Origin of the sequence: Nostoc sp. NMS4, from assembly GCF_017115095.1 — a bacterium.
Taxonomy (GTDB): Bacteria; Cyanobacteriota; Cyanobacteriia; order Cyanobacteriales; family Nostocaceae; genus Nostoc.
On sequence record NZ_JABXKI010000020.1, the window covers coordinates 1 to 4,878 of the forward strand.

Genomic DNA, 4,878 nt, shown 5'->3' on the forward strand with positions numbered 1-4,878 from the left:
CATCGTTACATTCTTTACACGGTCTTGTTTTCAGCCTTGTTTGTCGCCCCGTCAGGTCCAATCTATATTACAGGCATTAATATCACTAAATTATATTCACTATAATTCAATTAATTTGAACAATCTCCATAAAAGTAACCGAAGAGCCAGTTTTTAACAAACGTGTGGTTATGTTTACTGGGTACTATCCAATTATTCTTTATCCACCACTAGTAAGACGTTTATACACTAAGGATTTTACAAGTCGAGAGCATCTGAAAGCTTCGTTTCAAGGATGCGTTCAATTACCAAATGGAAATGGTACGGCCAAACAAGGTGTCAGTGAAAAGCAATTTTTTCGCCATTTACTGTGTGCTTTTCTAGAGAATCTTATCTGTCAAGCGGTGGAATTTGAAATTCCTGGTTCGTCTCGACGTTACTCAGCCGATTTTATCCTTTACCATCAATCTTCTGGGTTAGCTCTCGATATTGAGATTGATGAACCTTATACTGGAGATACAGGTAAACCTCACCACTGTATTGATGTTGATGATGATAAAATCCGTAACCGTTTTTTCTTGGAGCGCAATTGGGGTGTGGTGAGATTTGCAGAAGTTCAGGTGGTGCGTCATCCTTGGAGTTGTTGTAAGGCGATGTCTACTACGGGCTGCGCCTACGCTCAAATCATCGCTCGGTTGACTGGAGATGATAGCGTATTCATATTATTGCAAAAATTAGCTGATGTTCCTTTACAAAAACAGTGGACAAAGCGTGAGGCTAGGCTGATGGCTAAGAACAATTATCGTCAGTCTTATTTACCAAAAATGGGAAAATAAAACTAGAGATAGTACCTTTAATAGTCATATAGTCTCCCCAAAATAGGGCTACCGTGTACACACAAGTATTTGAGAGTTGTCCCACACCGTTTTAATCCTGTACAAAGATATGTGTACACGGTAAATTATGGGTAAAGAATTGGGAGGGTATTACATCGATTTTGTCAACCTCGCGTTAACTAATCTTTTTGGTTTTCTTACACATTGTTTTTTTGATTTGCGGTGTGACTTCCATTTACGAATGCTCATGACAATTGAGCCAAAGTCCCGACTGGCGAAGGCTGTTGTTTTATTCGCACTGTGCCAAATTGTATCCGCCTCAGTTGGTTCAAGTGGAGGTGTACAGCGATCGCAATATCGATCAAATAGCTGGCGTGGGTCAGGATGATAAACTATTCGGTGTTGAGTTAGCAAAGCCGATGTACCTAGCAAATTCCGTGCTAACTTGTAGCCAGCATTGTTTCTGTTTCCCTCAAATTGGCCATGAGTTAGTAAAGTACGTAGGCGTAGCCCGCCGAAGGCATCGCTCAAAGTTAAACAGATAGACAAAGGAACAGACACTCCGCTAGCGCGTAGTTGTTTAAGAGATGAGCGATTATCTCTGGTTGTAGCCTGTGTTACTGTCCCTCGTCGGCAATAAATAGGGGTTGCTGAAGAAGAAAGAAAAGCTTGCAGTCTCTAGATTATCTGACCAAAGAAGTATATTCAGGTGCAAGATTTGAGGGTAGAATAGCTCAAAATCCTTGCATTTACGTGACTAACGCTCAGAAATGTGTCATTAGTAACCATGTACCGAAAACAGGGTCAGGCGGCAATCTCACCAGAAAACTTTGAACTTGCGTTTTCTCTGAAGTTATCATTAGATAATCGTTGGGTAGTTCTAGCTTCTTTAATACCCTGGACAGAATTTGAAGAGGAATATTCTTCTGGATTCTCTAGAGAAATGGGAGCGCCCGCAAAGACATTTAGGATGGCGTTAGGTGCATTAATAATTAAAGAAAAACTAGGGATAAGTGATAGAGAAACTGTAGAACAAATAAAGGAAAATCCTTATCTACAGTATTTTATAGGGATGTCACGTTATAGCAATGAAGCTCCATTTGATGCATCAATGTTAGTCCATTTTCGTGAAAGAATCAGTGCTGACCTAGTTAACAAAGTGAATCAAGAAATGGTGAAGAAAATGCTAGAAACAGCATCTTCGATTAGCACTGAAAAAAAAACATCAGAACAAGGAAAAGAAGATAGTACGCCAAAAAATCGTGGGAAATTGATATTAGATGCGACCTGTGCGCCAGGTGATATCAGCTATCCGACAGATTTAGAACTGTTAAATCAAGGGAGAAAGCAGACAGAAAAAATCATCGACTTACTTTATGAACAGGTGAAGCTTCAAGTAGATAAAAAACCAAGAACGTATCGACAAGTAGCAAGAAAAGATTATTTAGAAGTTGCTAAGAAACGTCGCGTATCAAAAAAAGAAAGAAGAAAAGCAATCAGGAAACAGCTTCAATATATCAAAAGAAATCTATCTCATATTGACCAGCTAATCAGCTCAGGAGCATCTCTAAAAAAATTAGCTAAAAGGCAATATAAAATGTTGCTTGTAGTCGCAGAAGTCTATCGTCAACAATTCTGGTTATATGAAAATAAAAAGCAAAGTATTGACGACCGCATTGTCAGTTTAAGCCAACCACATATTCGTCCAATTGTCAGAGGAAAAACTGGTAAAGCCGTAGAATTTGGTGCAAAATTGTCTGCTAGTTGCTTTGAGGGATATGTATTTTTAGACCATATTAGTTGGGATAACTTCAATGAATCGGGAGACTTAAAAGCACAAGTTGAAACGTATAAAAATTTCACTGGTTATTATCCAGAATCGGTTCATGTTGATAAAATTTATCGGACTAGAGAAAACCGAGCTTGGTGCAAAGAAAGAGGTATTGTCATGAGTGGTCCTCTTTTAGGAAGACCCCCAGCAAATGTTAGTAAAGAAAAAAAGAAACAAGCATTGGAATCTGAGAGAATTCGTAATTGTATTGAGGGAAAGTTTGGGCAAGGTAAAAGAAGATTTAGCCTCAATCGGGTGATGGCGAAACTATCTCATACTTCTCAAACTGCAATTGCTATTACTTTTTTAGTGATGAATCAATAACCCACCTATCAAGGATTTTTTGTGCTTTTTTATGTCTATTTTTCAAAAATAGAACTTTTTTACAGTCTTGCATAACTGAAAATTATCATCTTGGGATTTATACACAATAAGGGCTTATATCTGAACCTTGTTTGAATAACTAGTCAACCCTCCTCTTACTTTTTTACTACTTTTTCAGCAAACCCTAAATAGATGGAAAAACTCGACTTCAACAAAATCCCTATCCTCCTCATTGCCTGTCTTGGGCTACGGGAGCAACGTGATTTGGTGAGATCGGGTAAAAAACAAGCGATCGCTAAAAACCACATTTAAGTACAAGGTAGTTTTATTAACTAAATTAATAATGAGTTGCATGAGAATTAGTCTTGATGAGATATCTCACAAAGACTACTAGCAAGCTATTTGACGATTATTAAAAAAATATCCGCAATCAAAATAAATCACTTAGTATTAATTATAACTCATAACTAATTCAAGACGGAATTAAAGTATAAAATTTATCAAGCGGTTTGGGGTTTGATAAACGAATTGAAGATAGAATTGCAAAAATTGTCCCAGCTTCTAGCTATCCATTGACACCGAAGATGTAACAGAATTTCAGCATTATTTTTTAACCAAAACTTACTGTTTCCTTTCATGCGTAAGTTAACGACTTGACGACACCGTAAGCAAAGTTGTGGAAGGAGTTAATAATAAACTCAAGTTAATTAAAAGATTGGGCTATGGCTTTCGCAACTTTGAAAATTTCAAATTACCAAGTTTATTAACTTGGCATTTTGGTATTAATTATTCATAAAGGAAGGGATAGAACCTTAATATTTATCGTTCAGTTAAAGTTATTTGGGTAACTAATGATTGGAATTGTCCTCCTAGTACCAGCATTTTCTTTGCTTCTGGTGTTCACTTCCCTGCGAATGGAAAGGTGTATAAAATAGAAAAACTAAAAGCTTTCAAACAACGTTGAGGAGAAGGAAGATTAATAGAATTTCAACATTATCCTCAACAATAATTAGAAAAATACTAAGCTGAGAAGGAAGGGCTGAAAATTGCTGTAGAAATCAAAAGTTTCCTTATATTTAAAGTACAATCCTCATACTCAAATCCAACCACTTCGACTGAGTAATGGGCGCACTGCTAGAAATATAGTCAACACCCGTTTGGGCCACACCCCGAATCGTTTCCAAAGTCACATTCCCCGAAGCTTCAATTTTCACCCGACTATCCTGCTGGCGAATCAACTGTACCGCCTGACGCATCAGATCCAAAGGCATATTGTCCAACATAATAATGTCAGCTTTGTGCTGCAAAGCTTCTTTCACCTGCTCTAAACTTTCCGTCTCCACCTCTATAGTCAACGGATAAGGAATCTGAGAACGAATACGGGTAACAGCTTCTCCAATTCCCCCAGCAGCCGCAATATGATTATCCTTAATCATCACCGCATCATCCAATCCCATACGGTGATTAATCGCCCCACCTAAAGCAGTCGCGTACTTTTCCAAGAGTCTTAGCCCTGGTGTAGTTTTACGCGTATCCACCAACCGAGCAGGTAAATCAGCAATTTTCTCTACATATATATTAGTCAGCGTAGCAATCCCACTCAACCGCATAACCAAATTGAGCGCCACCCGTTCCCCCATCAACAGCGCATCCAGCGAACCATGAATTTCAGCTACTACCTGTCCCGACTCACACCATGCACCTTCATCCGCCACCGCTACAAAGCTGACCTTCTCATTCAAAATCTGAAACACCCTCGCAGCAACGGGTAAGCCAGCAATAATCCCAGAAGCTTTAGCAATCCACTTAGCAGATATTAGTGTCACATCTTCTACTAGTAGCGTATTTGTAGTGCGATCGCCCCTACCAATATCCTCCAACAACCAGCCATGCAACAGAGGGTTTAAA

4 protein-coding genes and 2 pseudogenes are annotated in these 4,878 nt (G+C 38.7%); 3 read left to right on the plus strand and 3 right to left on the minus strand.

What is annotated here, in order from left to right:
* Nucleotides 1–170 precede the first annotated feature (170 nt).
* Nucleotides 171–815, plus strand: coding sequence for a hypothetical protein (locus HWQ37_RS00300; protein WP_292742552.1), 645 nt, complete (start codon nucleotides 171–173; stop codon nucleotides 813–815).
* 150 nt (nucleotides 816–965) lie between these two features.
* On the opposite strand, the gene HWQ37_RS00305 is transcribed toward HWQ37_RS00300, so the two are convergent.
* A complete protein-coding gene (locus HWQ37_RS00305; protein ID WP_292742553.1) occupies nucleotides 966–1,376 on the minus strand; it encodes a hypothetical protein in 411 nt (136 codons plus the stop codon).
* 226 nt (nucleotides 1,377–1,602) lie between these two features.
* Between HWQ37_RS00305 and HWQ37_RS00310 the strand changes: the two genes are divergently transcribed.
* A protein-coding gene (locus HWQ37_RS00310; protein ID WP_292742554.1) for an IS5 family transposase occupies nucleotides 1,603–3,080 on the plus strand; the annotation gives its coding sequence in 2 pieces (ribosomal slippage) (nucleotides 1,603–2,965 and nucleotides 2,965–3,080; 1,479 coding nt in all).
* 390 nt (nucleotides 3,081–3,470) lie between these two features.
* On the opposite strand, the pseudogene HWQ37_RS00315 reads toward HWQ37_RS00310, so the two are convergent.
* Nucleotides 3,471–3,629 (minus strand): annotated as a pseudogene (locus HWQ37_RS00315) (ISLre2 family transposase); the annotation flags it as partial.
* Nucleotides 3,630–3,631: 2 nt separating this feature from the next.
* On the opposite strand from HWQ37_RS00315, the pseudogene HWQ37_RS00320 reads away from it, so the two are divergent.
* A pseudogene (locus HWQ37_RS00320) lies at nucleotides 3,632–3,766 on the plus strand (transposase); the annotation flags it as partial.
* Nucleotides 3,767–4,046: 280 nt separating this feature from the next.
* Here HWQ37_RS00320 and nadC read toward each other — a convergent pair.
* On the minus strand, nucleotides 4,047–4,878 hold an 832-nt coding region (gene nadC, locus HWQ37_RS00325), incomplete at its 5' end, for a carboxylating nicotinate-nucleotide diphosphorylase (RefSeq protein WP_292742555.1).